The 25,714-nt window shown below is 51.3% G+C and carries 25 protein-coding genes, 1 tRNA gene and 1 riboswitch; of the genes, 16 read left to right on the top strand and 10 right to left on the bottom strand.

Translation table 11 applies throughout. The features are described 5' to 3' along the window. Nucleotides 1–14 precede the first annotated feature (14 nt). Complete coding sequence (locus HDF14_RS25525; RefSeq protein WP_183981584.1) at nt 15–1,214, top strand: glycosyltransferase; 1,200 nt, start codon at nt 15–17, stop codon at nt 1,212–1,214. Between the two features lie 125 nt (nt 1,215–1,339). Here the strand turns inward: HDF14_RS25525 and HDF14_RS25520 are convergent, their stop codons facing one another. Together HDF14_RS25520 and HDF14_RS26205 are read right to left on the bottom strand one after the other, a co-directional pair. Then, complete coding sequence (locus tag HDF14_RS25520) at nt 1,340–2,062, bottom strand: quinone oxidoreductase family protein (RefSeq protein ID WP_221304886.1); 723 nt, start codon at nt 2,060–2,062, stop codon at nt 1,340–1,342. Further along, nucleotides 2,055–2,318, bottom strand: coding sequence for a hypothetical protein (locus HDF14_RS26205; RefSeq protein ID WP_221304885.1), 264 nt, complete (start codon nt 2,316–2,318; stop codon nt 2,055–2,057). Before HDF14_RS26205 ends, HDF14_RS25520 begins: the two co-directional genes overlap by 8 nt. 116 nt (nt 2,319–2,434) lie before the next feature. Between HDF14_RS26205 and HDF14_RS25515 the strand changes: the two genes are divergently transcribed. After that, nucleotides 2,435–3,073, top strand: coding sequence for a TetR/AcrR family transcriptional regulator C-terminal domain-containing protein (locus tag HDF14_RS25515; protein WP_183981583.1), 639 nt, complete (start codon nt 2,435–2,437; stop codon nt 3,071–3,073). A 45-nt stretch (nt 3,074–3,118) separates the two neighbouring features. Here the strand turns inward: HDF14_RS25515 and HDF14_RS25510 are convergent, their stop codons facing one another. Then, nucleotides 3,119–3,541, bottom strand: a complete 423-nt coding sequence (locus HDF14_RS25510) for an ester cyclase (RefSeq protein WP_183981582.1) — start codon at nt 3,539–3,541, stop codon at nt 3,119–3,121. 1,017 nt (nt 3,542–4,558) lie between these two features. On the opposite strand from HDF14_RS25510, the gene HDF14_RS25505 reads away from it, so the two are divergent. Both HDF14_RS25505 and HDF14_RS25500 read left to right on the top strand, forming a co-directional pair. Then, nucleotides 4,559–5,005, top strand: a complete 447-nt coding sequence (locus HDF14_RS25505) for a DsrE family protein (RefSeq protein WP_183981581.1) — start codon at nt 4,559–4,561, stop codon at nt 5,003–5,005. A gap of 408 nt (nt 5,006–5,413) precedes the next feature. Continuing rightward, complete coding sequence (locus tag HDF14_RS25500; protein ID WP_183981580.1) at nt 5,414–6,073, top strand: hypothetical protein; 660 nt, start codon at nt 5,414–5,416, stop codon at nt 6,071–6,073. Here HDF14_RS25500 and ispG read toward each other — a convergent pair. Further along, a complete protein-coding gene (gene ispG / locus HDF14_RS25495) occupies nt 6,070–7,302 on the bottom strand; it encodes a flavodoxin-dependent (E)-4-hydroxy-3-methylbut-2-enyl-diphosphate synthase (RefSeq protein WP_183981579.1) in 1,233 nt (410 codons plus the stop codon). The two genes, HDF14_RS25500 and ispG, sit on opposite strands and share 4 nt — an antisense overlap. A gap of 65 nt (nt 7,303–7,367) precedes the next feature. On the opposite strand from ispG, the gene HDF14_RS25490 reads away from it, so the two are divergent. The 5 genes from HDF14_RS25490 (at nt 7,368) to HDF14_RS25470 (ending at nt 11,255) form a co-directional block, all read left to right on the top strand. Next, nucleotides 7,368–7,444 (top strand) — tRNA-Arg (locus HDF14_RS25490). Nucleotides 7,445–8,173: 729 nt separating this feature from the next. Next, nucleotides 8,174–8,446 (top strand): hypothetical protein, encoded by a 273-nt coding sequence (locus HDF14_RS25485; RefSeq protein WP_183981578.1) that lies wholly within the window; start codon nt 8,174–8,176, stop codon nt 8,444–8,446. 91 nt (nt 8,447–8,537) lie between these two features. After that, a complete protein-coding gene (locus HDF14_RS25480) occupies nt 8,538–9,815 on the top strand; it encodes a sigma-70 family RNA polymerase sigma factor (protein ID WP_183981577.1) in 1,278 nt (425 codons plus the stop codon). After that, a complete protein-coding gene (locus HDF14_RS25475; protein WP_183981576.1) occupies nt 9,815–10,384 on the top strand; it encodes a hypothetical protein in 570 nt (189 codons plus the stop codon). The genes HDF14_RS25480 and HDF14_RS25475 overlap by 1 nt, the downstream gene beginning before the upstream one ends. Before the next feature lie 487 nt (nt 10,385–10,871). Continuing rightward, nucleotides 10,872–11,255 (top strand): hypothetical protein, encoded by a 384-nt coding sequence (locus HDF14_RS25470; protein WP_183981575.1) that lies wholly within the window; start codon nt 10,872–10,874, stop codon nt 11,253–11,255. Nucleotides 11,256–11,833: 578 nt separating this feature from the next. Here the strand turns inward: HDF14_RS25470 and HDF14_RS25465 are convergent. Further along, nucleotides 11,834–12,493: a hypothetical protein gene (locus tag HDF14_RS25465; RefSeq protein ID WP_183981574.1), complete on the bottom strand. Its 660-nt coding sequence runs from the start codon at nt 12,491–12,493 to the stop codon at nt 11,834–11,836. A 343-nt stretch (nt 12,494–12,836) separates the two neighbouring features. Between HDF14_RS25465 and HDF14_RS25460 the strand changes: the two genes are divergently transcribed. From HDF14_RS25460 to HDF14_RS25430, 7 genes are all read left to right on the top strand, one after another. Further along, nucleotides 12,837–13,403: a hypothetical protein gene (locus HDF14_RS25460; RefSeq protein ID WP_183981573.1), complete on the top strand. Its 567-nt coding sequence runs from the start codon at nt 12,837–12,839 to the stop codon at nt 13,401–13,403. 59 nt (nt 13,404–13,462) lie between these two features. Then, nucleotides 13,463–14,749: a phage portal protein gene (locus tag HDF14_RS25455; RefSeq protein ID WP_183981572.1), complete on the top strand. Its 1,287-nt coding sequence runs from the start codon at nt 13,463–13,465 to the stop codon at nt 14,747–14,749. Then, a complete protein-coding gene (locus HDF14_RS25450) occupies nt 14,742–15,314 on the top strand; it encodes an HK97 family phage prohead protease (RefSeq protein ID WP_183981571.1) in 573 nt (190 codons plus the stop codon). Before HDF14_RS25455 ends, HDF14_RS25450 begins: the two co-directional genes overlap by 8 nt. Before the next feature lie 154 nt (nt 15,315–15,468). Beyond that, a complete protein-coding gene (locus tag HDF14_RS25445; protein ID WP_260698603.1) occupies nt 15,469–16,683 on the top strand; it encodes a phage major capsid protein in 1,215 nt (404 codons plus the stop codon). 345 nt (nt 16,684–17,028) lie between these two features. Next, complete coding sequence (locus HDF14_RS25440; RefSeq protein WP_183981569.1) at nt 17,029–17,277, top strand: hypothetical protein; 249 nt, start codon at nt 17,029–17,031, stop codon at nt 17,275–17,277. A gap of 63 nt (nt 17,278–17,340) precedes the next feature. Beyond that, entirely contained in the window at nt 17,341–17,661 is a 321-nt protein-coding gene (locus HDF14_RS25435; RefSeq protein ID WP_183981568.1) for a hypothetical protein, read from the top strand. 166 nt (nt 17,662–17,827) lie between these two features. Further along, a complete protein-coding gene (locus HDF14_RS25430) occupies nt 17,828–18,709 on the top strand; it encodes a response regulator (RefSeq protein ID WP_183981567.1) in 882 nt (293 codons plus the stop codon). 323 nt (nt 18,710–19,032) lie between these two features. Here HDF14_RS25430 and HDF14_RS25425 read toward each other — a convergent pair whose 3' ends face one another. The 5 genes from HDF14_RS25425 to HDF14_RS25405 form a co-directional block, all read right to left on the bottom strand. Next, complete coding sequence (locus tag HDF14_RS25425) at nt 19,033–19,239, bottom strand: hypothetical protein (protein WP_183981566.1); 207 nt, start codon at nt 19,237–19,239, stop codon at nt 19,033–19,035. A gap of 554 nt (nt 19,240–19,793) precedes the next feature. Beyond that, nucleotides 19,794–20,054 (bottom strand): hypothetical protein, encoded by a 261-nt coding sequence (locus tag HDF14_RS25420; RefSeq protein ID WP_183981565.1) that lies wholly within the window; start codon nt 20,052–20,054, stop codon nt 19,794–19,796. Nucleotides 20,055–21,045: 991 nt separating this feature from the next. Continuing rightward, on the bottom strand, nt 21,046–21,285 hold the full coding sequence (locus tag HDF14_RS25415; protein ID WP_183981564.1) for a hypothetical protein: 240 nt from the start codon (nt 21,283–21,285) through the stop codon (nt 21,046–21,048). A gap of 814 nt (nt 21,286–22,099) precedes the next feature. Beyond that, complete coding sequence (locus HDF14_RS25410) at nt 22,100–23,152, bottom strand: tyrosine-type recombinase/integrase (protein WP_183981563.1); 1,053 nt, start codon at nt 23,150–23,152, stop codon at nt 22,100–22,102. Between the two features lie 408 nt (nt 23,153–23,560). Beyond that, entirely contained in the window at nt 23,561–24,961 is a 1,401-nt protein-coding gene (locus tag HDF14_RS25405; RefSeq protein ID WP_183981562.1) for an APC family permease, read from the bottom strand. A 318-nt stretch (nt 24,962–25,279) separates the two neighbouring features. Beyond that, nucleotides 25,280–25,471, top strand: a riboswitch (cobalamin riboswitch). The last annotated feature ends 243 nt before the right edge of the window (nt 25,472–25,714 follow it).

Below are 25,714 nucleotides of genomic sequence, written 5' to 3'. Positions count from 1 at the left end.
CGTATGAGGATTTATTGCACTCTGCCGTTCATCTCATTCTCCCTCTGCTTGCATGGATCGTCGCACTCGCCTGGATCTGGAAAGCGATCACAGCCGCCATCTTCCTCCGCCGCGTTCCCGATCTCACCTCACCAGCGCACAACCTAACCCCACCCAACAACCCATCCCTCACCGTCGTCATCCCCGCACGCAACGAATCCGCCCACGTCGCCGCCTGCCTCCAATCTCTCCTCAACCAGCAACACCCCAACCTCCACCTCATCGCCGTCAACGATCGCTCCACCGACTCGACCGGCGCGATCATGGACGTCCTCGCCACCGATCATCCGGACAAGCTCACCGTCCTCCACATCACCGAACTCCCCACCGGCTGGCTCGGCAAAACCCACGCCATGGCCTTTGCAGCGCGCCACGCCATCTCCCTCCACAGCCCCGACTACCTTCTCTTCACCGACGCCGACATCCTCTTCCGCCCCGACGCCCTCGCCCTCGCCCTCGCCTACACGGTCGCCACTGAAGCCGATCACTTCGTCCTCCTCCCCACCGCCCTCGTCCGTTCTGCCGGAGAAGGCATGGTCCTCAGCTACCTTCAAGTGATGGGCCTCTGGGCCGTCCGTCCCTGGCGCGTCTCCGACCCCCAGGCTCTCCGCGACGCCGTAGGCGTAGGCGCCTTCAACCTCCTCCGCACCTCCGCCTATCAGCAGATCGGCGGCTACGAAGCTCTCCGCATGGAGATCGTTGAAGACCTCGCCCTCGGCAGCCGCGTCAAGCGAGCCCGCCTCCGCCAACGCATCGCCACCGGTCCCGATCTCGTCAGCGTTCATTGGGCCAGCGGCGTCAGCGGCATCCTCAACGGACTCATGAAAAACCTCTTCGCCATCTTCCGCTACGACCCCGCTGTCGCTCTACTCTCCTGCCTCTGGTTCACCCTCTTCTGTATCGCCCCCGCGGCCTTCCTCGCACTCCCGCAAACTCGCACGCCGGCAATCCTAACCTTCGCCTCGGTGGCCTTCCTCTACGTCCTCTCCAGCCGCCAAAGCAAAGTCTCGCCCTGGTATGCAGTCCTCTTTCCCATCAGCGCCACCCTCATCGTCTGCTCCATCATCCGCTCGATGCTCACGACACTGAAGAACGGCGGTGTCACCTGGCGAGGCACCTTCTACCCACTGTCGGATCTGCGCAAGAATCAACCACCTTTCGCCAGCGTAAAGTAGCAGTTGGCGTAGACTCTGCCGTGCCTTTTTTGGTTGTCATTCCCGAAGGGAATCTGCTGTTGCCTTCCTCCATACCAACAGCGAATCCGCTTGAGTCGTGCAAACGGCTCTATCGTACGGAGGAACTATCCTATCGTGAAAACCACTCGTGGTTTACCGGGCGCATCATCCCAGGTAGACTCAATCTCCGAAAGCGGCACAGTCTTTATCGCGATCTTCAGGTTCGCCTTTGCTACAACGTCAAACACACCCCTGATCGCATCCTTGAACGCCGACATCGGGACACTCTTCAACCCACTCCCCATCAACGTAATTGCCGACGAACGTAGCGCTGCTCCTGGCAGTTCGATATTCTCCTCACGGCTAGCTCCACCAACATGAACAAAGCGAACCGGCGTCGTGTCTTCTACAGCCTTCGCAATGGCAACGATGATCGTCTTTGCACTCTCTCCCCACAGATAATCGATGACGACATCGATACCGTTCGCGAACTCCCTCAACAGTGCTTCCTCATATTTTTTCGCTCCCATCGGATGCAAAGCGTCCAGCGAGGAGGGAATCACGATATCCGCTCCAAGCGCCTTTATCTCCTCAAGTTCCGCCGCGTTTCGACCAGTCGCAATCACTCTGCCCGCCCCAAGATGCTTCGCAAGCTGCACGGCAAGCCTTCCCGCCGTCCCGGTCGCACCATTCACCAGTACAGTCTCTCCAGTCTGCAAACGAGCACGTTCGACAAGCGCAGCCCACGCCGACATCCCAGGATTCGCAATCCCCGCTGCAGTGATGTCGTCGAGTCCATCCGGAATCGATACACATCGTTCGGAGCGCACGAGAGACTTTTCAGCCAAAGGCTCCATAAGGAGCCTGAGGAGATACGAAGTAGACGCGCCGTCCGTCGACCGTACGACCAACACCCTCAGCTCCAGCAGCTGCAGGGAAGACTCCGTCCGAACTGTAGTGCGAGCCCGACGAACGCGACTTGCTGAACTGGCTCAGCGCGGAAGCACGAACCGTAATGAGTTCTTCTCCGCTTTGAGCCACGGGCTCGGCGAAATCTCTATAGACAGGCGTTTTGCCGGCTGCCGTAATAATCGCTGCTTTCATAGAAATCTCCTCTGATTTTTCTCCGCAGGTGGACTGAGCGGAGAAAGTATTGAACAACGTTAGATAAAATCTAACATCGTTCAATTATGTGATATCAAAACTGATATTCTTGATGCATGAAAGTTAATCGAGAGATGGTGGCTCAGGCAGGACTCAAGCTACTGAACGAAGTCGGCCTCGAGCAGCTGACCCTTCGTCGTCTCGGCACTCAGTTGAAGGTTCAAGCCGCCGCTATCTATTGGCACTTCAAAAGCAAAGAAGAACTCATCGACGAAATGGCAACGATGGTCCTTGCCGAGGGCGCTCCGAACCTCTTGCCAACCCGGCGCAGCGCCGACTGGAAGGCCTGGTCCGCTGCATTCGGACATGGCCTCAGAAAAACACTGCTTGCATACCGGGACGGCGCTCGAATGGTCTCAGGAACCGAGCTCACAAACACGGAGTACATGAAGACCGTCGAGTCGATTGGTTCGAGGCTCCTCGAAGCTGGCTTCTCATTTCGTCAGGCCGTCGTTCTGCTAAGCACCATCTACAGCTACACCTTGAGCTTTGTCATGGAAGAGCAGGCCGTCTACCCGCGTCCAAACGAACGCTCTCCGCGATACGACATTGCCAAGCGAAAAGCCCGTCTCGACGCAGCAGAACTTCCACTGCTACGCCAAAGTGGACCGATTCTCTTCGACAAATTTGATCGTCGCTACAAAGAGGGCCTGGAGTTAGTCCTTCACGGCGCCGCAGCATTAAAAGATCAATAGTAGGGGATGTCCGCGTCGTGCCACGCTCAAACCGTGAGTCCAAAGTTATGACGCTGGCGGAGAAAACACACCGAGCTGCATCATCAGTCCAAAGATGTCCATGATGATACGTGTGTCTTTGATGCGGCCCTCTTCCAGACGATCAATGACGATGCCCCAAACCCTCACCTGCTTGCCTGTTTTGGGCACCCCCAGAAACTCTCCGTGATGCGTTCCGGTCCATTCGAATCGGCTGGCCACCTTATCCTCTTCGGCAATCTGCTCCTTGATAGAGAAATCCAAATCAGGAAACGCGGCACGCATACCACGAAGAACATCCTTGAGTCCTTCCAACCCAGGCCCCTGCCCCGGAAAAGGAACCTGCTCGACCACGTCATCCCAGACGAACTGTGCCGCGATATCCATATCTCCCTGGGTGATCACTTCTTCGGCAAAGCGGCGAACGATGCTCGCATTATCTTTTACCAACTTGAGCTCTCCTATGGTGATTTGCAGCCTGAATTATATTTAACTTCCTCCAACGAAAATTCAATAAGATGAGGTCACAAGACAGGTGAGTCTGAGTAAGGTGGGCTTGTGTTGAGTAATCGGCAGTGGACGAGAAACGGCATCTCGGACAACTGGATCGTCGTGCTCTTCACAACGAAAATCTATCGGGCAGGCGTCGATGGGGACTCCGAGCGAGCTTCATTTCTCTTACCAAGTAGGCCAAGCTGAAGAGTAGTGCTAACCAAGAGTCGGAGTAGCGTCGACTAATTGGGTCAGAATATCTTGCCGGCCGAGTAATTGAGCTGACGGATAACCGCCAACACCGAGAGCATAGCCAGTCTGCGGCGTTCGACCGTTCAAGCTCTTCGCCCTCGGCAAACTGAGCCGTTATGGCCCTGATTCCACCATGAGTGAAGATGTCTAGGGCTCCTAGAAATCTTTTATTCAGCGAGATGTCTGAACAGTTGCTGAGGCAACGATCCAGCGCCCCGAGGGTTGGCGGAACTTTCGCCTTAAGTCCCTCCGCGAGGGCACAGATCGTCTGGCCACTTGCAACCTCCGAAATCCAAAGCGTGCGCAATCCGGCTTCGAGTAGCGGCCGAACCAATGCTTTCGCACTTGCGTCTTGTTGTGATCGAACAACAGATGGATAGAGCTGTGGTGATCTTGTGCCAACCGGAACGGCGCCAATGCAACCGCGATACGGTCGTTCGGCTCCCACGCACAACGCAACGGGATCGTCTCGCAGATTTCTCCCATTCGTAAGCTGAACGCCTAGGCCTTGCGCCACTCGAAAATCCAATCAATCCCGCTAAACATGCAACGAGTCTACCCCGCGTACTGAGTTGGAATTTCCGTATTGGCGACCACTCGACCAGAATCTGGAAGATGATCGCGTCGAATAGTCCAGCGTTGAGCCAATCAAGAAAGACGCGCCGACTCTGTTGCTTCAAGTTTGTGAATGCTATACATTGCTCCTCACACCTGGAGGTACTTATGGCAAGGCGATCCTTCCTTCGTCAACTGGTCGCTCTACCGCTTGTTGGCATGACGTCCTGGGGGCAGGGAACGACTCACAAATCTCTGAATGTCATGATGAAAAGTGCCTGGGGCTCCGATGACCCGACCAAGGCGGCCTTTCCGTTTCTGCACGGACTCGCTCTCTCCGAAGCTGGACACTCGGTCCAGATCTTTCTCCTCGGTGAAGCGGTCTCACTCATGCGAAAGTCCGTAGCGAGTGCAGTAGTGCCGGTTGGCTGGCCGCCGTTGGAAGAGGCGCTTACAAAGATTGTCGCAAGACACGTTCAGATCTATGCATGCGGTGCTTGCAGCCGCGCCCGCTCCGTCGCCCAAAGCGACTTGGATCAATGGGGCGCGAAATTCGGCAGCCCCGCCATCTTCGTATCTCTCGTGGAATGGGCCGACCGGGTCATCACCGAGTAGTTCTTCATCTTTCAAATAGGACCCAAGGCCGAACTGCAAGATCGCCTGTCCCGGATAGCTGACCCGCATACGTCTGCCTCATGCAAAATTTCGCGACAACACTAAAACCTGTCAAACCCCTCAATCGAACAAACTCCTTCAAAACAGTGACTTACACGTGGCGCATTAGTTCCACACCAAAAGCTATACTTGTTACTGAGAACAAAAACAAATGGCCCCGGATTCAGTCCGGGGCCAATTGATTGATAACAAGTATTTTAGACGTAACTCATTTGTTATGAATATTTTGCAGACGCCACCACCCTGCAAGCTATTGAATACAAGTAATTTACGTCCAAAATACCCCTGAGAGGGAGGGGGGTACCTAACCGAGTGATCCCGTGCCGGATTGATGTATGCTGACTTGCCATGAGCGATGATCGACATATCTTCGTTAGCGTTGGATCGACTTCCAACAGTGGTCAAGAGGCATTTGTGTGCGCTATCGAAGATCGGTTGCGTTCAGAAGGCATGATTCCACACACTGTGAATCGAAATACCTTTTCATCGGATGCACCACTCGAGGCAGTCTCCGAACTATTAAAAACCTGTTCCGGCGCAGTAGTAATTGCTTTAGAACGCTCCTATTTTCCTTCTGGGGTAGAAAAGCGTGGAAGCCCGCAATCAAAGGAGCTCTCGGAAGTGAGGCTTCCGACTGCTTGGAATCAAATTGAAGCGGCGCTTGCGTACTCGCGTGCTATGCCCCTGCTTGTAATCGTCGAAAAAGGTTTGAAAGAGGAGGGTTTACTTGAACGCGGGTACAACTGGTATGTCCAGAACGTGGAACCCAGTCCCACCGCTTTGGTATCCGCTGAATTCAACGGGATCTTCTCCAGTTGGAAAGGAAAAGTCTTGTCGTTCTCGTCAACCGCGTCGCCGACGCCGCAGGCAAAATCGAATGTCGGAGACTGGACGATCGGCGAGATCTTATCCGGTCTCAAACCGGCACAACTCTGGAGCTTCCTTGCGGCACTAGCAGCGGTTGTCGCAGGAGCATTTTTAGTGGGCGCCAAATTGCACGGTCATTAGACCTCGACCAGCACTTTGCCATATCGCTTCTCGACATATTCATCGAGAATCACCTGAAACTCCTCGACGATCCGATCACCCTTCAACGTGGTGAACAGCTTTCCGTCGACATAAACCGGAGCCTTCGGCTCCTCGAATGTTCCAGGCAGAGAGATTCCGATGTTTGCATGCTTCGACTCGCCGGGCCCGTTCACAATGCAGCCCATCACAGCCAGCTTCAACTCCTCGACTCCCGGATACTGCTTCTTCCACTCCGGCATCGACGCCACAAGATAGCCCTGAATTCGCTCCGCCAGTTCCTGAAAGTAGGTCGAGGTAGTCCGCCCACAACCAGGGCAACTCGTCACCTGCGGCATGAAGCTGCGAATTCCGAGCGACTGCAGAATCTGCTGCCCGCAACGAACCTCCTCCGACCGATCCCCCCCCGGCGTCGGAGTCAAACTAACCCGGATCGTATCCCCGATTCCCGAAAGCAGCAAAGGAGCCAGACCCGCAGCCGAAGCCACAATGCCCTTCATCCCCATCCCCGCTTCGGTCAGACCAAGATGCAGCGCATAGTCACAACGCTTCGCTAACTCGGTATAAACATCGATCAGGTCCCGCACCCCGGAGACCTTGGCGGACAAGATGATCTGATCCCGGCGCAGCCCATACCGCTCTGCAGCCGCAGCATTATCGAGAGCCGACACCACCATCGCCTCCATCATCACATCGCGAGCGGGCAGGGGACTGGCACTCTTCGAATTTTCGTCCATCATCTTCGTCAGCAGCGCCTGGTCGAGCGAACCCCAGTTCACGCCGATCCGAACCGGCTTCTGATGCTCGACCGCAACCTCAACCATCGTCCGGAAGTTGTCATCATCCTTCCGCCCGATCGACACGTTGCCAGGATTGATCCTGTACTTCGCCAGCGCCTTCGCCGTCTCCGGATACTTCTTTAGGAGCAGGTGACCGTTGTAGTGAAAGTCCCCAATGATCGGAGTCGACCAGCCCTTCTTCGCGAGCTCCTCGACGATCGCAGGCACAGCCTTCGCCGCCTCATCGTTGTTGACAGTAACGCGAACCATCTCGGAACCCGCGCGAGCCAGCGCCGCAATCTGCTGTACCGAGTTCTCGACATCGGCTGTATCTGTATTGGTCATCGATTGCACGACAACCGGCGAATCCGACCCCACTCGAATCCCACCAATGTTCACCGTTACCGCACGTCGACGCTGTATCTCAGGCATAAACTCTCCACCCTCAAGTTTACCACCGCAACACCAATAACCTACGCGATACACTACCAAAACGTGGCCCGGTAGCTCAGTTGCATAGAGCAGCGCACTCCTAACGCGAAGGTCGGCAGTTGGACTCTGCCCCGGGCCACCACAAACACCCAATAGACAAGCCACTTTCATCGAAACTCAAAGTCTCGACGGGGATGGTGTGTGTGCTTTGGTGATACTTTTGTGATACTCAACCACTGTCGTGTCTAGGGCCAAATAAAGAATGAATCGACCATCTCCGACGGCGATGAAATTATCTTGACTTCACTCTTTTGAGGCTGTAAGGTATGGATTGTTGACGCAAGCACTCGCCTTTTGGCGCAGACGCTTGTTCCCTGCCGAAAAATAAACATTGACAATCAAGCCCCACTCATAGCATTATGAATGCATCCCTCGACTGAAGGGGACATGGCGTGATGTGTCAACACTGGACGTGGCGTGAAAAGACGTGACGTGGCTTGACTAGGCATGACAGGGCAAGCGCAGCACAATTGAGCAGTATTGACCGCAACGCAGCTTAGCAAGATGAAAGGACAATGCCAACCAAACCGCACCAAAGCCATTGTCAAGGCTTTTGAGCTAACCCAAACTTCGTGATGAATTACCGAACGGGGAAGCCAAAGAATGACACGCAGCGCCAGCGTAAGGCAGTCTCGCCTATGGAAGGGGCTTGAGACGGAGCGCAGCAACCAAGTGTATCTGCCACTATATGCAGACAATCCCCCACAACTGAATCACAAAGGCAGATGAATACGTGTGCGTGTTTGAGCACAGGTGTCTTCTGTGCAACCGTCCACGAACATCCACCAATGATTTCCAAGGAAAATCACCAATGCCTGAAGTGTCTTTGTTTTCTGACGATTCATTCACGTTCGACATATCCGCCGCAGCTGACCCAAATTTCACAGGCGTTACCAAGCTTCTCTATTCACGCCGAGAAGCAAGCTGGTCCATCGGCTTGAGTTTGCGCAGTCTGGATGGCCTCGTAGCTAGTGGGCAGCTAAAAACTCGCAAGATGGGTCGGCGCATTATGGTTCCGGCCTCCGAGTTGGAGAAGTTTGCTCTCAAGGACCACATGGACCTTGGCACTGACACTGTGACCTAGCCCACCACCTGAACCCATTGATGCGTCCACTGTCCCCTAGAGGGCATGAGGACACCTATTTAACTTTTCCACTTTTGAAAGAGAAAACCACTTGGCCACAGCAGTAATTACAACTCCACCCATCGACTTGGCCGTAGCAGCCCTCAGAATGAATTGGCTGTTGCCGAACCCTGCTGAAACGTCAGCAACCCCGCATAGCTTAATTCTGCCCTTCCTATGGGCATCAGAGCATGTCGAATACGAACATCCAGATGAATCAAAGAAGTACAAAATGGTTGGACCTGCCTCTTATTCTCCTGGTCCTTGGTTGTCAGTAGGAATTGTTGACTGCCTCCTCAGCGATGAACGCGGTGAACTCACCAATGCAGAGGAAGGACGCTACCAGCGGCTACGTGCGGTTCAGTATTCGTTCCGTGGATACCTACACGACAATAACCAGCGTCCTGCTCCTTTCCTTGGAAATAACTTGAATACATTCGGCAACGTGTTCACCGATGAAGAGCTTGCTATTCACCTCTCCGAAGAAGAATTGGAAGAAGCAACTGACACGGACGTTGAACAGTGCAGCTTCGAGGTTGCTGGTCCTGTTGCTGGAACTGAAGACGATGAACTGAACGAGGAGGATGACTTTGCGGCGCGCGTAGATGTGTCATCTTCAGACCCGAAGTTCGAGATTTCTGTGGTTCATGACACCGATGCGGAAGCAGATAAAGAGCTTGATAAAGCCTACTTTTTATGGCTTGAGGACCCAAGCACTCAGCCGTCATTCATCCGAGCCCTGTATGACTTTGTCCATGAGCGGATGGGTAGAACCACGGTTGCAACCAAGCTTTGGCTAGCGGATGAGGTTGATGACTCTGCTTCGGAATTCGTAGTGACCATGATGGAAACCCTTCAGAAAATGCGGGATGGATTTGGTAAGCACAAAGAAGTAAGACGCCTGGATAAGCCTTGCCACTATGTATATCGGGCACTAGCAGAGACGCGTAAAGGCGAAGTAGTAAAGCTTACAAAACACCAAGAGACTTGCTTGTGTGTTGAGTATCTAAATTCGGATGGTGAAGAAGAAAGCAGATTTGATGACGCCTCAGAGACAGCGAGGAATGGCTACTTCCACGACGATGAACCAGATTTCGAGTTCCGCAAAGATGTTTTCGAGGAACGAAGTTCCCAATGGGGTGAGCTAATCGAAGCATTGCCTGTGGAGTTGCAGCCCGTTGCGCGAATGTACTATCTCCAAGCTCTGACACAAAAGCAGATTGAAACTGACTCGGGAATAACGCAGGGCGCTGTTTCCAAACAGCTCACGAGGGTGCGGGAGATTATGTCGGCTTATGTGGCGAAGAAGTCGCAAGGAGGTTACCTCTAATGCCGAGCATCTACCTAAAAGAGTCTGGATTCACATACTTTCAAGTACCGGACAGACTCATCGAACTCCGCCCACAGCTTACGGTTTTCAGTTTTGACTTACTCCTGCTCCTCCATTGCTTGATGCAGCACAATCGGAAAAGACCTGGTTGTGTACTTCTAGCCGATGATCAGATTGCAAATCATCCTAGTTGGGGCGATAGGAAGATAAGCAGCAAGGAAGTATCGAGGTCAAGGACGGAACTAAAGAAGCGTAGTTTGCTTCACTACAGGAGTGAGGGGCGCTCGTGGATGTACTTTTGCACAGATCCTAGGACAGGTAGAGTCATTGACCAAGTAGAGGCCGCACGGCAAGCCAAGGAGTTGAATGCTCCGAAGGACGCTGAACTGGCTAAGGTTAGAGCTGAGGCTGATGAGGCTAAGGCTGAATTGGCTATTCTTAAGGCTCAGATTATAGCCAAAAACCAAACAATTTCACCGAGTGTGGTAAAACACACCAGAAAACACGGGTTTGACCCATACGAATTTGAGGACACTGGACAGGTAGATGAAGATAATATTACCCAATAAAGACGCGGGTTTTATAGGTATACGGTACGGGGTGGGGACGGGGCGGAACACTCAACATAAAGGATACTTTCTGCCTCTCCATCTCTGTTCCAGTGTGTTATACCACACTGAGCTTTTTCTATAAATATAACATTCTAAGTGATTTACCTATCATTAAATTTCTCTCTAATAATTATTACTTATTACATTATTACTTATTACATTATTACATTATTACATTATTGATTATCCATTGTTGATTATCCATTGTTGATTATCCATTGAGTAAACCTCCAGGCTCCACACCAAAATAAGTCAACTATTTTCGATCACAGCAGGAATATTTTCCAAATTCTCACTACGTATTAGTAGGAGAGCAGAGTGGCTTCTGTTTTTTCATTTCTTTCACAGGGAATCCCGTCTGACTAGCATTCGAGATTCCCTGTATTTTTTGCGCATACTGTGCAAGCCCCCAACCCAACCAAATAGGAGTTCAGCATGGTGAGCCATGAATAAAACGAAATTCGACATTCAGTGGACTCTTGCAAAACGCCTCACGGTAGAGATTGAGTTCGTCAATCAAATCATGGCGGATGCGGCCACGGAGCACGAAGAGGGAATCAAGTTTTACAAGATTTTGGAGTGCTACGTTCACAGCTTGCTGAGGAAGCAGCATGGGTTGGCAACAGATGCTGAAGAGGTCGAAGAAATGAAGCAGACTATCCACTCTCTGGATGAGTTGTTCCTCTCCGTTCGAGAAGAGCCCGAGATGGAGGGTTGGTTCTATGGAATTCAGGGCAATAACCTTGGATTCGCTCTCTGCAATCTGTTGATTCACGTTCGCAATGAAATGTTGCTGAGCATCCCGTACCAGAGAGGCAAGACACAGTGACGGAGACACGTAAACAAACCAAACGCCGACACATAGCCAGTCGCCGAGCACTCACAGCGAAAAATATTATTGAACATTCGATTTCAGAGTGTGCAAAAGTTCTCAAGCGTAATCGCTCTCTAAAAGTCAGAACATTGAAGACACGACCTGAACTACTAGGTGTGGTTTTCGTCGAACCATCAAAACTAGATACCACTGGAGCAGAATCACAGCAATGAACACAGATATGTCCTTACAAGCTGAGCACAACCAAATTGAGATACCACCCATGACGAATGGAGCCCGAAAGCTGTACAGAGGTGTTAGGGAAGACCTCGAACGCGTGGATTAAGTGAGGGTTGGTTCTACGATGACAGGCTTTGCAGAATGTGAAGAATCGTCCGCACACAATTGGACAAAGGCAAGAGCGAGTTGAGCAGGTCAGCACTGATGATCGTGGTCCCTGGGTTGTGTCAGACCAATTCACTCTGGCCCCCCATAAACAGGGCGACATTCAAGTTCGGTGATTAGGTCATCGCACCTACTTACCGCCATCGCAAAGCATCGAATATATCTTTAAGGATGCGAGGCTTCCGCTCTTAGGTGTCTCGAGTATCAGGTTTCGCTTGTATGATGTCTGGACGAGATTTGATCGACTCTCGACCTTTCACTTGGCGCCATATTTCAGCGGAATTGGAGAAGTGATCAAGGGCCTCCTTCCAATCTTTCGTACAGTAGACGAGAGATGCTGCAACCACAAAAAGAACGAGATAATGTATTCCCCCATTGCTGGGCGTCCTACCAAGTTGAACAGAGAACAGAGCTGAACACGCTAATGTGACGAGCCAGAATGTCAGTGGCATAGTGTCTAAAGATTCGGAATAATGTATGTCTCGAAATGCAAGGAGTCGTTTGCCCCATAAAGGGCCCAAATCGGCTTCCTCGATAAAAACGAGGAAATATGCTGCAGCCCTCCCGAGCTCTTTTCGCAGATCTATCATGAGGAGGAAGGCGGGGAAGATTAGGAGTAGAGGTGTTAGCGCAATGTATGCTTCAACCGTTCCATAGGAAACTCGGTCAGTCTTAAAAAGGAATCCACAAACTCCACTTAGGATGGTCACTGCCAGAGCAGTGGTTCCTGCGAATACTTTCATGATCCGATCTTCGGTTGCGGCCGTCAACGCAATCAAAGACTTATATTCTTCCTTCAAAAAATCCAATTGCGATGCAGTCAAGTTGTCGGAACCGAGTGAGTTCATCCCGTGTGGCCTCCTGGGGATTATAGAGAGTCAAGAATTCGACACCATATGCAGCTGAAGCAGATTCGGAAATGTCGACGGTAGATCAAAAGCAGTGACACCAGGCCGGTAGGGGTGAAACGAACGTGCGAACACGTTAGGGGTGAGACCGACGCCCAAGGCAAAAATCCGCCTAAACAAAACAGAACTTTTTATTTTCAATGGCTTACAGCCTTAAACAACGACTGTCGTTTTTGTCCGTTTCACCCAACAAACAAAGAGATTTAAGGTCTATGTGATTCATTCTAATACATTTTGTGGGACAGGATCAAACGATCCACTTAACCAACTAAAGGAAACCAGCATGGCTAGACCACGCAAAACGCTGGAAGAACTCAAATTGTCGGGCACGTTCCAGCAAAACAAGGCACGGTATTCCCACATGTTGCCTTCTGCGGAACCTACAGCGGCCCATCCTGCTACCGAGGGGTTAGGTGAGCCACCAAGCCACCTGAAGGCAGCAGACAAGAAGGCTTGGCATGAGGTCGTTGCCATGACCTTTCCTGGAACGTTGGAGCAGAAGGACAGGTTGTTGGTAGAGATTGCTAGTCAGCTGCTTGTGAAGCAACGTGCTGGCACGATCAAGGTTGCAGAGTTAAAGCAGTTGACGACCATCCTAACTGGGTTCCAATCTCGATCTCGCGCTACTACCTCTGTTGCTCCAACCCCCAATGAATCGATTGATCCCAGTGATGAATTCTTCGCCCAATGTGACAAGGAAGATGCGGAAGAGAAACGTGTTCGGGTAGAGATGGAACGCAGACGCAATCTAGGGCCACAAGAAGGTCAGACTCATGCTGAATTCGACCGCTGGTGCCGGTGGGCAACAGTGAGAGACGAATTCGCACAGTCGAGTAAATCGAGTTTATAAACAACATCGCAGGAATTAGTCAGCCCATCGTGGCGGCCCTGCACAAAGAAAGAACACCTATGAAATTTCAAACGCTGGGTCTAATTGTCCCAGAGAAACGAAGTGCAGACGGTGCCCCAGTCGTGCCTGTCAATAACGTGGCTGCGTGGCATTGGTTGCGTTCAGGCTTCGAATCGGACGCAGGAGAGACAGTTAATTCTGAGACAGCATTGCAGCTTCCTGAGGTTTACAGTGCTGTACGCGCTATATCAGAGCTTATAAGCAGCCTGCCTCTGAACTTGGTCAGGAAAAGCACAAATGGAAACGCTGTTCAGGTAGATAATCCAATCCATCAACTGTTCAGTGCGGCTCCGAACAACCAAACCACATCGGTTGAATGGTTGGAGCAGCTTGTTACAAACCTGATGACTGAAGGCAATGCCTTCTCACAGATTGTGAGGAGCGTAGATGGTACTAAAGTGATTGGCATCTACGGTCTGCCACCGAACATCGTCCAGGTTCACCGGCTTATCACAGGCGCCTTAGAATACCGAGTTCAATCAGCCAAGGGACAGGTAGTCCTGCCTGAGAATCAGGTTCTGCAGATCAAACTCAACAGTCGTGACGGTGTTCTTGGTCTAAGTCCTGTTCGACAGTGTGCTCAATTACTCGGTTCCAACCTTGCCGTAGCTAGATTTAGTGCTCGATATTTTAATAATAATTCTGTCCCTCCTGTGATTTTGAAGACGGTAGGAAAGGTCAAGCCCGAAGACAAGACAAAGATGCGTCGCGACTTCGAAGAGTTGCAGAGTGGAGACAGTCAGCACAGAACCGCTGTAATGGACCAAGATATGGATGTCAAGGTGCTGGCTTTTGACCCACAATCAAGCCAGATGATTGAGACTAGAGCTTTTCTTCGTGAGCTTGTTGCCTCCGTGTGGAGAATTCCAGTATGGCTGCTGGGTGATACCAGCAAACTCACCAGTGGCAACTTGCAGGAGTTGAGGCAGGATTTAGTCACATCTGTTCTTAGACCTCTGGCAAAGCGCATCGAGGCACAGATTTACCTCAAGATATTGCGTCCAATTGATCCAACCTTACACGCTTGCTTCGATTTTGCTGACTTGCTGAAAGGCAATCCTGAGCAGACCGCAACTGCGGTTGCACTTGGTAGACAGTGGGGCACTTTAACAATTAATGAATCACGAGTGATCGAAGGACGTAACCCAATTGAGGGTGTAATGGGTGATTCTCTTCTCATTCCCGTAAATATGGCGATTGTGAGTGCAGACGGTACGGTGACTCCTACCGGTAACACTGCTCCTACGGATACTCCTACATCCACAGAAGGAAACAACAATGAATAAAGAAACCAGATTCAACCCCCACTCGACTGAGCTTCGAGTGGCTGATACGCCAGAAGGTAAGTGGCTAGAGGGCTATGCAATCGTTTGGAATAGCCGATCAGTGGACCTGGGCGGCTTTGTGGAGGTAGTGGCACCAACAGCACTCGATGAGAGCCTTAAAACCAACCCAGACGTTTTGATGCTACGTGACCATGACAGCAGCAACGTACTCGGTAGAGCACCGAAGACCCTGACTCTCACACAAGATGCGAAGGGACTGCGATTCTCTTGTCTTCTGCCCAATACGCAACAAGCCAACGATCTGGTTGAATCTATTCGTAGGCAGGATGTCAGATCTTGCTCTTTCGGTTTTGTGGCAGTGCGGGACAGTTGGGCCAAAGATCATGGTGGTCAGAGGGTCCGAACATTGGAACAGATAAACCTCAAGGAAACTTCAGTAGTCACGTTTCCCGCATATCCAGACACCTCTGTGGCGACTAGATCCCTTGCTTCTGTTACTGAGGCTGAAGGGCAGGACGTTAGATTAGCACTGTTGGAAATCGCTAAGCGCAAAGCAAGCTACTAAGTACTAAAAGCATCATTGGACCAGCGAATCTGCTGCCTCCTTACACCATCCTCACAATTCCGCGGTTGAGTGCAGACGATCAAAAAATGTCGTGTGCAGTCCTGCGATTTCCCCACCTAAGCCCTCCATAGATGAGGCAGAAAGTATAAATTTTATGCTTAGCAACTTGATTGAAGCACGCGCACGTATGACCAATGAAGCAACGGCCATCACCAAAGACAAAACCAGCCTTACGGGTGAAGAGCGCAGCAAACTGGATACGATTCTCGCTAGCATTGACTCGCACACTGCACAGATTGAATCCCTGCGTCGTCTGGAGAAGATTGAGCAGGAACAGCGTACTGCTGCAACTGCACCCATCCTCAGCACTGGCACTGTGAACAGCACCGAAGCTGAGTCCCGTTCCATCGCTGCCTTCAATGAGTGGGTTCGTTACGGCAACACTTCCGCTGAGAATCGTTCATTTCTGAAAATGGATATGGCTACTCGTGACCTGGGTGCAGGGCCGATTGCAACGCCGATTACTGGGGGCAATGTGCTTGTGCCCAGCCAGATTGACAACGTACTCCATCAGACTTTGAAGAGTTCTGGGAATTACATTGGTTCGCTGCGACAGTTGAACCTGTCCAATGGTGGACCTCTTACGGTTTCCAGTTCGGATGACGTTACTGCAAAGGCGGTTATTGTAGGAGAAGCGGTTACCAGCAGTGAGCTTGACCCTTCGGTAAGCGGCAAGGTGAATAACACCAGCCTCTTTGATTCCCAAATCGTCAAAGTCTCCTATGAACTCCTCAATGATTCGGCGTGGGATATTCAATCATGGCTCACTGGTTTGTTCAATGCGCGTATGACTCGCGGTGTGTCGGGTGCGATTACCAATGGTGCAACCAACTTTGACAGCTTGCTCACCGCTGCTGTGGTGAAGGCAACCACTGCTAGCCCAATTTTGCTGGCATACGAAGAGGTACTAGAGGCATACTCTGCTCTTGAGCCAGCGTACCTGGGTTCGGCATCGTGGGTAATGCATAACAGCGTGCGGACTCAACTCATGCTCGGTACGACTGACTCGTTTGCTCGTCCTCTCATCCAGCCAGCTGGACAGGACAATGTTCTGTCCCTCTTCAACCGACCTGTGCTGGTCAATCAGGACATGACTGGATTGGTGGCAGCTTCAAAGAGCATCATCTTCGGTGACCTAGGCGCAGCCTACACACTCCGTTCGGTCAATGGTGGAAACACCATTCAGCGGTTCAATGAACTCTATGCAGGTACGCGTGAGGTAGGTTTCCGTATGTTCTCTCGCTACTCAGGCTACAGCACCGTGCAGGCTTCCAGCCCGTCCCTGGTAGCACTTCAGCAGCACGCGTAATAACTAGCAACACGGCCTCCATCATCTTCTCAGGTGATGGAGGCTCTTTTTTGTTTGAACAATACCGAAAAGGCCCCTGAGGTTGGAGAACTTGAATTGAGACACCAATTGGTGAGAACTTTCTTCGAGCTTTATACAAAGGCTAGATGCCGTGTAAACAGGGGTTTTTTACCAAATTAGCAACATAATCGTGGTTTCCACAAAGATAGATGTACCTTAGACGTGCCTCCGGCCTCTAGACTTGGGATAGCGGGTAGGTGAGTTAAGTCGACCGCGAAATATTTTCGGGTGCTGATTATCTCCTTCAACACCTGAAAAGTCATCTCATATGTGAGGAAGAAGAGTATGACCCAAATGGAAGCGGTTGTCTTGGCAATATCGACTCTAGTTGTGGGTGCTTTGGCTGTATATGTGACGTTGAGAGGGGCTCCTCCCCAGCCGCCCTCCCAAACAGTCATCAACAACAATAATCATTACTACAACCTCACTACACCCCAGTGGCCTTCAGAAAATCAGCGTGGAGAAGCACAACTTCCTGCGCTTTCGCCCAAATCGGCTCTAACTTCTCCAGCATCTTCTTTTGCCGAAGAGTAGCCGCGTAACAAGCATTCATTTTGTTGCTAGCCGCATAAGGTAACCTCTATACGGAGGGTTCCATTGGACACAGCAAGCATTCTTCAAGAAATCGACTCAGAGATTTCACGTCTGGAGCAGGCTAAGGCGATATTGTCAAGAACCGCAGTGAAGAGATCTCCTGGCCGTCCTAAACAGACGCAGTCTGTTATCAAGACGGTTGCAGTTGAACCAACCAAGCGTGTGATGAGTGCAGAAGGCAAAGCAAGGATAGCAGCGGCACAGAAATTGCGTTGGGCTAAATCGAAGAGAGCAATTCGGAAGGCAGCAAAGAAAGCTGTTGTGAAGTCGGTTCTTACTAAGAAAGCGTCGGCTAGCAAAGCTGCTCCCAGTAAAGCCATCTGAGATCAAAGCGTAAGATATGAAGGGTAGTAATATTGAAGGTCAGAGAGTCATATCTCTTCGCATTAGTCTGCATGGGCTGAGCTTCTTTTCTTGCAGTTGGCAACTGAATTTCAACTATCTGAATCTAATCGTGTGGGAAGTAGAGTATCCAATCCCACGGTGAGCAATGCCCCATACGAAAATAGAGCACTCTGTCGTAGACGATGAGATATTGGCTACGCCGAAGATACTGTTGGTTGATGATGACGAAACCATCCGCGAAACGCTTGGTGAGATTCTTGAAAATAGTGGCTTTCAAGTCGTCGTTGCTGCGAATGTCAACGATGCTCTCGGCCTTATAGGCTCTCAGACTTTCGACGTTCTCTTAAGTGACTTGCACATGCCTGGGGCAGGCGACGGCCTTACAGTTGTCAGTGCCATGCGCCATGCCAATCCCAGAGCCGTAACGCTCATCCTCAGTTCGCATCCCGCAATGAAGGAAGCTGCGGAGGCGATTTTGCTCCAAGCGGATGATGTTCTGGTGAAACCGATGTCGCTAGTCATGCTGGTTGACCTGATCAGGAGACGGCTGAAACAGGGGGCAATTCCTGCGCGAGTTATAGCGAGTGTTGCCGATATCCTCGAAGAGGAGACGCAAGCGACAATCAGTGATTGGCTTCTGCGTGTTGAACTTGAGCCTGACATCATTACTGTCCCCCTGGGTTATAAAGACCGTACCGCTCACCTTCCAAACCTATTCAGCGACCTTGTTTGTCGTCTTCGCTATCCGCTACCATTGGGTACGCGTGCCTTGGTGTCCGCCTCCGCAACTCAGCATGGGCTAGACCGACGTAGGCAGGGCTATACGGCAGCAATGATGGTGGAAGAATCGCGAATGTTGCAGGTAAGCATCTTTCAGACCTTGCAAAATAATCTGTACAGAGTGAACTTCAGTCTGGTCTTGGTGGGAGTAATGGCGATAGCAGACGAGGTAGACTCCCAACTCGCTCAGGCAATGGCGAGCTATGTTGCAGAGTCAAAGCTTGACGATCTACCCGTAGTTGCCTAACCCTAAGGCAGTGAAGCCGATCACGTTGGTGACTAGGACGACCCACCCACAGATAGAAAAACACAAATGCAACTTACCCCTTCAGAGTGCTGACATCCTGGCGAAATCGAGTCAAGTACGTGCCTGGGAGTTCAAGATCAACGAACTTGACTTCAGAGCGGACGCTCGTAATCTTCCATTCAGTGTCAGACCCGACAGGGATCACCCGGTCTCCGATCTGTGGCATCGCTGGGGGAGTGGGTGGGACAAGTGGCAGGGTAAGATGCTCGGCTTTATTACGTGCTTTCGCCATGATGGAGACAGCGTAGCAGATAGCAATGGCTTTACCCTGCGTATTTGTTTTGATCGATTTCAGACTTGCATTTGAGTATGCGCTGGCGATGCTCTTCCTGTTCATTTCGCATTACGGAGAAATCTGCGGGGTTCACTGATGATTCATCAGTATTAGCGATCTTAGCTCTGAGTGCTTCTATTTCACACTCGGAAAGGTGAATCTGATTGATCAGTTCGGCGTGATTTGGGTCGGACATCTTGACCTCCGGTGTACACACACCTGCTTTAGGTGGCCGTTAAATTTCCTGGGTGCCGCTTGAGAACCATTGATTCTCCACAATTCTTACACTTTGCATCTCGCGTGTCTTCAGGGCTATCTTTCACGCTCTCCGACTTTCCACAGCTCACGCAAGTTAAGACAATCTCCATCATCGGAGCCTTCCATAACTCAGATAGAAGCCTATTGGTTTCTCTTAAGGTCTCGCGTCTTTTGCTATCTAGTTGCCGCAATTCCACAAATCCAGATAAATCAATTGGCCCGCGCCGTCCAACGGCTAAAGTCTCTTTGACGAGGTCTCGATATCTGGCCTCGGACGCTAAAAGGTCCGATTCCAATTCGGTGTGAGATTTGTGTTTCATTTTTGAGCCACAGGGGGTGGGCGTGCTCGGGAGTGGCGTGCGGATCTACACCTGCGGCTCACTTCCACGTGCTGCCTCGTGTGATGCAGTCGGCAGTAGCCTGGTTTTCCTTATCTGTGCTTATTCTTGAGCCTCAGCCCATCCCCGTTGCCAAGCCTGACTTTTGGTGTCGTCATTCTGTCCCCCGCTCTGCCCACACTCGAATCCGTTCATCGTAGTCGGCGATCTCTTCATCTGTGCGCTTACGCGACAGGAATGGCTCTGTGTCGGCGGTGGCCTCTCCGCTAAGGCCGCCTTCACTGTAACCTTCTTTGCTGCTTTCTATACAGATGATTTCATCCGGCACAGGATCAACCCCCGTCACTACAGGATCGCTCACCGTCACAGTGTTCGGTGGCATTGGAAGTTGGTTGTCATCTATTGGAATTATCATCTCAGACCTCGTTGCGGGAATCACAGACACCAGAATGCTAGACCAGGGCCATGTAATAGGATTGGATGTTGTTCAGACGATCTAAGGATTGCTGGTGGCTAAGCGATTCTGCGCCAATCTTCTATAAACCCTAGACTCTTCAGCTGATCAGCATCCAACTCGATAGCCTCACAGCACACGTCTATATCGTCATTATTCCAGGCTCGTTCTGCTGTCCAACTGAGATCCTCTACCTGTTCAGCTGAGAGATTCGCTATCTTAGCCGCTACTCCGAAAACTCCAGGGTTCAGATGGATGGATGTCAGAGTGGGGGCACCCTTAGCAGCGGCTGTGATTTTGAGGTATCCATCTTTCGTATGAAGGAATGCAAGTCTATAAATCATGGCGAAGTTGACCAGTCTTTCAAAAAAGTTAACTCATACTCGAAGTCGTCTTTGCGCAAGAAAGAGAATAACGACAAACATGGATCTTCTCAACTTTTTCTATATCCGTTTCTGTTAATCACTATGATTTGACTGCACCGTACACAAATCCCAAGCGTCACTTGCATTGGGTTTCCGGAGAAACGTTGGGGCACAAATCCTCTTCGCGGGTAGAAACCTCAGGCGCAAGAGCTTATTTGAAGCAAAGGTACGTGTTTGTCGGATGCCCGACATTGAGAATCCTCTTGTTTTAAGCTTGGTTACATTTTTCGCACTTGTTGCTATGATTCACCATCGCGTTATATGTCCACAGAAGATCAGCACGACTCGTGCTCGTCCTGGCAGGACCCCATGTGTTAACGCACTCACCAGCTGCCTTCAAAAACTTTAGGGCGAGATCCAATCTTTCATCACACGCTGGCATCCTCTCAATATTCAAGGGGGCTAGTAGGGCATCATTTTGTACTGGCATATTCTTTACCTCTTTTATAATCTGCACACGATTCTGATGACTGGGAGAGCCAAGCAGACACTCTTTATAGTGATTTGAGGTTCAACCATGTTTCACCTCAGTTTTTCCGCTGAATCTTCTGTTTCCGACTTCTAAGCCTATCGAACTGCTCCTGGCTCAACTCGATATCAATTGATCCTGGCTTCCGCTCTTTCAGTTGCTGCCTCACCAACTGAATGTCTCTGAACCGGCAGTTGGCCGATTCCATAAGACTGATGATCATCTCCGGGTCAGTGAACTTCCAATGGGTGCCGATGAGCGTGTTTCCCTGAAGGAAGCACACGCTGTATCGCATCATCGTTTCCTTGAAAAACATCTTCACGACGGGCATAGGCGAATGAACTCACTTGTGCGACGTGGATCTGCTTTTTCCCCAGATGTCTACCGTGGCGTAGACGGCACCACAATGAAGGCATCGTGAGTAGTCCGAGGTCAAACGCACTTTCCCTGCCGGTCGTATCAGCCTCATGCAGGATGGGCATTGATCCGCGCGACTTAGCTCGGCTGGGAGTTTCCAGATGCGTCTCATGAGAAGAGTATAGACGAACAAAAAGCGAAAATAGAGGAAATTGCGTACCTAGTTATCAACAGGTAACTTGTTTATCTGTGCACAACGGGCAGACATTGGCTATACTCGAACTCTACCCGTGGTGGGTAACAGACAAAAAAAGGCGCTTGGGCATGTACCCAAGCGCCAAATTAAAGCAAAGTTATTTCTTTGGTGTTGTTTTGTAGTGCTCAGTTTCTGTCGTCTTCGGATGGCTCTTAGCGTACTGAGGTGTGACAAATTTTCCGCTGACTGCGCTACGATTTACTGTAATTTTTGTCATGTAACTGCTCCTTGGGCTGTAAAGCCCCTGTTATGTGATAAATGCGATCCAACCCGGTAAGGTGGTCTAAACACCTGCCGGGAAGGGCGTACCTCATCCGTTGATGAGATAACTCCGTGGCGACCTATCGCCAAATTCACGAATCAGTCGAACATTTACCTCCAAGGCACCAGAAGCGAGCACTTTGAGCAGAGTAACGCCATTATAGCCTGACGCAAGCGTATAGACAGCCCATTACTGGGGTATTCAGGTCTCAGTTATCCACAGAATGTGGTTCACTGTTCAATCTTCTAGAAGAGCAAGACCCTTAAGCAGGGAAGTCTTGTCCATGTGCGCATACCGTGCAGACATAGCAATCGTTTTGTGGCCGGCTGCCTCCTGAATTACCTTTAGGCTTGCTCCACGCTGCGCTAGCCTTGAGCAGAATGTATGGCGCAGATCGTGCCATCGGAAGTTTTTTATCTTGGCTCGTCTCAAAGCAGATCCGAACCAGTTTTTGTTGTCACCGATGCCAAACACGGAGTCAGCAGGGGAGGGATTCGGCAGATCGTTGGACCTCCTCTTGCGTGTCAGTGAAAGCGCCTTAAGTGCTCTGAGCGCCTTCACAACGCTGGGTATCAATAGAACTTTCCTATCAGTACCGTTCTTCGTGTCCCTCGCTACCAATTCACCCTTCTCAAGATGAACATCGGGCCATACAAGACTGTATTGCTCACCCTTGCGCATTCCTGTCCCGATTGCCACGTCAAGTTCGTAGATGCGATGGAGCATGCGTTTGCGCAGCTGTTGATTCCTTGGCCCACACGCGTCTACATCTTTCTCTAAAACGGACCTCAGTCTCTTTTCTTCCTCTGGCTCTAGGAACCGAATCAAAGCAGTTTTGACCTTCTTTTGCTTGAGGCTTCTGGCAGGATTCGTCTGGAGCCTGTGTTTGCCCTCCACTCCAAATGTAAAGATGGCGGAGAACATTGCCTTGTATCGGTTCTTCGACGCAGGGGCCAGCCCCGCCAACTCGGTATCTAGCCATTCGTTGATCTCATAGGGCTGGATGGAGGCGGCCTGCCTGTCACCAAACGCACCCTTGATACGGTTGATGCGCTGGGGCGGGTTCCTCTGGTCTTTGTATTCGGAGGGATTCTTGGCTATGTGCTTCACGAGCCCATCGCACAGAACGCCGAACAGAACTCCATGAGTATGTTCCTTGGCCTCTGCCGCCGTCCTGACTGGTTCCGTGGCTGTAGCGGGTACGATTCCATCACCTGAGGCTCTGACGTGCCTCACCTTGTTTATGTAGTCGATTGCCTGTTGGCGTGTCCCGATTCGTTTGCGAATCAACTTCCCAGGCTTGCCGATGTCGGTGGCAGGAAGCCGATACTGAACGTGCCAAATCCCAGATCCTTCAACCCGTTCGTAGATTCCCGTTATCTTCTTTGCTTGCCTAGCCATATGGGATTGCCCTCACGGATACTGTACCCCATGACGTGATACTTTTGTGATACTTCGGCTCGGCTTTCGGCGCATCTCGGTGCGTCTGATACCTTCCAAGTAAACACGCCAACTGATAGTAAATACATAATGTTCGCGCGTGCTGAGACGCATCTCAACGCATCACGCAGAAGAGTATGGAGCGCACTCCTAACGCGAAGGTCGCAGGTTGGACTCCTGCCCGGGCCACCATCTACTCCAGACCACGAATGATCTAAAGGCAAGGCGACCGTCGATTCCCACTGGTCGACCACGCAGCTAGGGATCCGTTGGATTGATCACTGGGAACGGGTGTGGCACCCGTCTGCTCTTTACTACAGCGAAAAAGTAAACCGGATAACTCAAGGCGACCATCACCAAAGTAAAAAAGGCGTCCTTGGGATCCGCGACGATAGACAACAGCAGGAAGACGGCCGAAGCAACAAGAACACCCAGATTTGTCCAAGGGTACCCCCACATCTTGAAGGGCCGCGAAAGTTCCGGCTCCCGCTTTCTCAAGGCAAACAGCGCCGAGAAGCCCGACAGATAAACAGCGACATAGAGAAATGAGGCGACCGCGATTAGCGTCTCGAAGCTGCCGATCAAGACCAGCGCTACCGTCGTTGCCGTACAAAGCAACAGCGGTGCAGTCGGGGTACCCCCCTTGTTGATAAACGTCATCTGCCGTGGCATCAGGCCATCCCGCGCCATAGCGAAGAGGATTCGCGGAGAAATCATCAGCGACGCATTGATCGTGCTGATTGCTGCTAGCATCGATACAAGAAGAATGACGTCCTTCCCCCGCCCGCCGATGATCAATTTGGCCGCGTCCGCAGCAGGAATCTGTGACGTCGCCAGTTGGTGCATCGGCAGAACGTGAAGCAGAGCGCCGTTCACCAGCAGGAAGATAACGACGCACGCCAACACTCCGCCGATCGACGAGCGCGGCAAATTCCTCGTTGGATCTTCATCTTCTTCCGCGAAGTAAATTGCTGCATACCAGCCGTCGTATGTGACCACAACCGCTTGCAACGCGATCACGACCGCCAGCAGCATACCTCCCTTCGGAAGCGTCAGAAAACTCGGGACCACAGAAGTGTCGACCCGAGCCGAACCAGACGCCCCAACGAAACAGACGATAACAAATCCGATAAGCGCTAGCGCCTTGATCAGACTGGTAAGCTGCTGGGTCCGGCAGCCGGTCCGCAGACCAAGCCAGTTCAGCAGCATCAGAAGGCATGTGCAGGCGATGGCTACAAGCTTGACGTGTCCTCGCAACGCCGGGTGAAACTCAGAGGCAAACTCGCCAAAAGCGACTGCTAAGTATCCGATCGCAACCGACTGCATAATCCAATCACTGCAACCTACAACGAATCCACCGTAATCGCCGAACGCCCTGCGAGAATAGACATACCAGCCCCCGGCCTGCGGCAGCATGGTCCCCAACTCAGTCACCGCCAGCGTACAAAAAAACGCATACACGCCACCGATGACCCATGCTGCGATAATGAATGTTGAGTTCCCTAAGTGCGCTGCAATCTCACCAGGGGTACGAAAGATGCTGCTGCCAATTGTGTCGCCAATGATGACGGCTATCCCAAAGCCTACCCCAAGGATTCGAAGCAGATGTCCTCTAAGGCGTGCGGGAGAACGCGCAGGATCAGAGATGTGTTTGGGCATGACCGGAAATCAGCTCAGGTAGAAGAGTCAGCTATATTAGCTGGGCGGGCATGGTACGTCAATCCAAAGTGAGATTCCGTTAGTCTATGCCGGATCGCGTACGGAGCTGATTTTTTGTGGCGGACTATCTCTGGCCTATGAAGTATTGTCATCTCTACCAGGATCCAGAAACCACTATTCCGTCTATTCGATTCGGGACGTCACTGCGTAACTTCCCGGATCGTAGTCGATGCGAGAGTGGGATAGCGCTCGTGACAAAGCGTTGACATCTATCGCTTAGTGACGATGTCTCACGTTGTTAGGAATATTTATCTGGTCTATACTCAAGTTGTTTCCGGTGTCTGCTTTTAGAAGCAGGCTGAAAGGGAATCCGGTGAGAGCCCGGAACTGCCCCGCAGCGGTAATCAGGAACGAAAACTCCATATTGGCACTGGTTTGATTGTGAACTGGGAAGCTGGAGTGAATAGGCAGCCTGTAAGTCCGAAAACCTGCCGTAAACGCTGGCCATATGGGCCGAATTGCACACGCCTCCGAGGGAAAGGCCGGGTGATCACAGCGTATCTCAAGGCTGTGTTTCCCCACTCCTCTTGTGGCGACAAGAACGTTAATCCCCATCTAGGCTGTGGGTGGTGATTGTGTAGGTTTGAAAAGCTAAGACCTCTGCGAGGACAGTAGTAGTGGTGGTTCTATGTTCGGGTTGGAACACAACGACGAGATACCCGAACGTGATCTTCAAGCGGTTCGTTTTTACCG

The sequence above is a fragment of the Tunturiibacter gelidiferens genome, from assembly GCF_014201335.1.
GTDB lineage: Bacteria > Acidobacteriota > Terriglobia > Terriglobales > Acidobacteriaceae > Edaphobacter > Edaphobacter lichenicola_E.
The sequence above is the reverse complement of the archived record's forward strand: the minus strand, read 5'-3'. Positions and strand labels throughout refer to the sequence as shown.